Origin of the sequence: Streptomyces sp. NPDC017246 (assembly GCF_044331325.1) — a bacterium.
Classification (GTDB): Bacteria; Actinomycetota; Actinomycetes; order Streptomycetales; family Streptomycetaceae; genus Streptomyces.
In genome coordinates, this window is record NZ_JBIRMW010000042.1 from 1 (window position 1) to 3083 (window position 3083).

The following is a 3083-nucleotide window of genomic DNA, read 5'->3' on the forward strand; positions in this document are numbered from 1 at the left end:
GTGGCTCCGGGTGTCGCGGGTGAGCTTTATGTCGCGGGTGTTGTTCTGGCTCGTGGGTATTGGGAGCGTCCGGATCTGACGAGTGAGCGTTTCGTAGCCGACCCCTACGGTCCCGCCGGCGCGCGGATGTATCGCACGGGCGATGTGGCGCGTTGGAATGCCGACGGGCAGCTGGTGTATGTCGGCCGGGTCGACGATCAGGTGAAGGTGCGGGGATTCCGTATCGAACTCGGCGAGATCCAGGCCGTCGTTTCCGCGCACGAAAGTGTGTCCCGCGCCGCTGTCGTGGTCCGGGAGGACCGGGCGGGAGACCAGCGTCTCGTCGCCTACGTCGTGGGATCGGCCGACGGCCTGCGGGAGTTCGTTGCTCAGCGTCTGCCGGACTACATGGTCCCGTCGGCTTTCGTCGAACTCGACGACCTGCCCCTGACCTCCAACGGCAAGCTCGACCGCAAGGCCCTCCCCGCACCGGATTACGCCGTCGAGTCGGCGGGTCGTGCGCCGCGTTCTCCCCGTGAGGAGATCCTCGCCGGCCTGTTCACCGAGACCTTGGGGCTCCGTCACGCCGTCTCGATCGACGACGACTTCTTCCAGCTGGGCGGACACTCCCTCCTCGCGACGAAGGTCGTCAGCCGTATCCGGAACGTTCTGGATGTCGAGCTCGCCGTCCGGCAGCTCTTCGACACGCCCACCGTCGCCGGCCTCTCCACCGCCCTCGACCACGCCGACGGCGCGCGTTCCGCCCTCCGGGCGGTCACGCCCAGGCCGGAGCGCGTCCCGCTCTCGTACGCCCAGCAGCGGCTGTGGTTCCTCAACCGGTTCGAGGGCCCCAGCGCCACCTACAACATCCCCGTGGCGCTCCGCCTCGACGGTCCTCTCGACCGTGAGGCGCTGCGGCTGGCGCTCTCCGACGTGGTCGCCAGGCACGAGAGCCTGCGGACCGTCTTCGCCGAGGACGCGGACGGCGCGTACCAGATCGTCCGGAGCGTGGATGACGTCCGGTTCGAGCTGTCTGTCGTCGAGGTGGCTCCGGAGGAGTCGGAGGCGCGGCTGAAAGAGGCCGTGCGTCGAGGGTTCGACCTCTCCTCCGAACTCCCTCTGCGGGCTACGTTGTTCGCGGTCTCCGAGGACGAGCACGTCCTGCTTCTCCTCCTGCACCACATCGTGAGTGACGCGTGGTCGCGCGGGCCGCTGGCTCGGGATCTGACCTCGGCGTACGCGGCCCGGGTCACCGGCGAGGCGCCCGCGTGGCGGCCGCTGCCGGTGCAGTACGCGGACTACAGCCTCTGGCAGCGCGATCTCCTCGGCTCCGAGGGCGACCCCGGCAGCGAGATCTCCCGCCAGCTCACCTACTGGAAGGGTGCTCTCGCGGGGCTGCCGGACCAGCTGGAGCTGCCGTTCGACCGGTCGCGCCCGGCGGTCGCCTCGTACCGCGGCGAGAGGATTCCGTTCGAGGTCCCGGCCACGCTCTACCGGCAGGTGGTGGAGCTGGCGCGGGAGGCTCAGGCGAGTCCGTTCATGGTGCTGCAGGCGGCGCTGGCCGCGCTCCTCACCCGGCTGGGCGCGGGGGAGGACATCCCCATCGGTACGCCGATCGCCGGTCGTACCGACGACGCCCTCGACGAGCTGATCGGCGTCTTCATCAACACGCTCGTCCTGCGCACGGACACCTCCGGCCGGCCCTCCGCCCGTTCGCTCGTCGAGCGGGTACGGAAGCAGAACCTGGCCGCGTACGCCCACCAGGACCTGCCGTTCGAGCGGCTCGTCGAGATCGTGAATCCCGAGCGGTCGCTCGCCCGGCACCCGCTGTTCCAGGTGCTGCTCGCGTTCAACAACACCGACACGGCGGCCACGACCGACACGGCCGCTCGGCAGCTGCCCGGCCTCAGTGTGTCCCGGGCCTCGGCGGAGACGGGGGCGGGCAAGTTCGACCTCTCCTTCGCCTTCGCCGAGCAGTCTGGTGAGTCCGGTGAAGCCGGTGAATCCGGTGAGAACGGTGGTGCGCTCAGCGGCGTACTGGAGTTCAGCACGGACCTGTTCGACGCGGCCACCGTCGAAGAGCTCGGCCGACGCTATCTGCGTCTGCTCCAGGGCATGGTCGACGCACCGGATGCTCCGCTCGACCTCATCGGCCTTCTCACTGAGGTGGAGGAGGGGTTGGTGGTGTCGGGGTGGAACGAGACGGTGTGTGAGGTGCCGGGTCGTTCGGTGGTGGAGTTGTTCGCGGAGCGGGTTGAGCTGTCGCCGGATGCGGTGGCGGTGGTTGCCGGTGGTGAGTCGGTTTCGTATGCGGAGTTGGATGCGCGTGCGGAGCGGTTGGCTCGGGTGCTGGTGGCGCGTGGTGTGGTGGCGGAGCGGTTTGTGGCGGTGGCTCTGCCGAGGTCGGTGGAGCTGGTGGTGTCGCTGCTGGCGGTGTGGAAGGCGGGGGGTGCGTATCTGCCGCTGGACACGGAGTATCCGGCTGACCGGCTGGCGTACATGCTCGCCGACGCCGACCCTGCACTCGTCGTCACCACGAGCGACATCGCCTCCGAGGTGCCCGCATTCGACGCGCCGCGCCTGCTGCTCGACGACCCGTCCCTGCCGGCCGAGCTCGCCGAGGCCGCCGAGGCGAATACTGCGACGCTCACCGGTTCCGGTGCCGACAACTCGGCGTATGTGATCTATACGTCGGGGTCGACGGGTCGGCCGAAGGGTGTGGTGGTTCCGCAGGGTGCGTTTGTGAACTTCCTTGCTTCGATGGGTGATCGGTTCGGACTGGGGTCGGAGGATCGACTCCTTGCTGTGACGACGGTCGGGTTCGACATCGCGGGTCTTGAGTTGTTCGTGCCGTTGCTGAGTGGTGCTGCTGTGGTGGTGGCTGCTCGGGATGTGGTGCGGGATCCGGTGGGTCTGTGCCGTCTCGCGGTGGAGTCGCAGGCGACGGTCATGCAGGCGACGCCTTCGCTGTGGCGCGCGGTTCTGGTCGAGGACTCGTCGGTTGTGGAGCGGTTGCGGGTGTTGGTGGGTGGTGAGGCGCTGCCGTCGGATCTGGCGGTGGGCCTGGCCGAGCGTGCGGTGTCGGTGACGAATCTCTACGGGCC

At 68.9% G+C, this 3083-nt stretch carries 1 protein-coding gene; it reads left to right on the forward strand.

Annotated elements, in window-relative coordinates; genetic code table 11:
• Window positions 1–3083, forward strand: a 3083-nt coding sequence (locus tag ACH4MY_RS38140; RefSeq protein ID WP_398009446.1) for a condensation domain-containing protein, incomplete at both ends; no start/stop codon positions are given.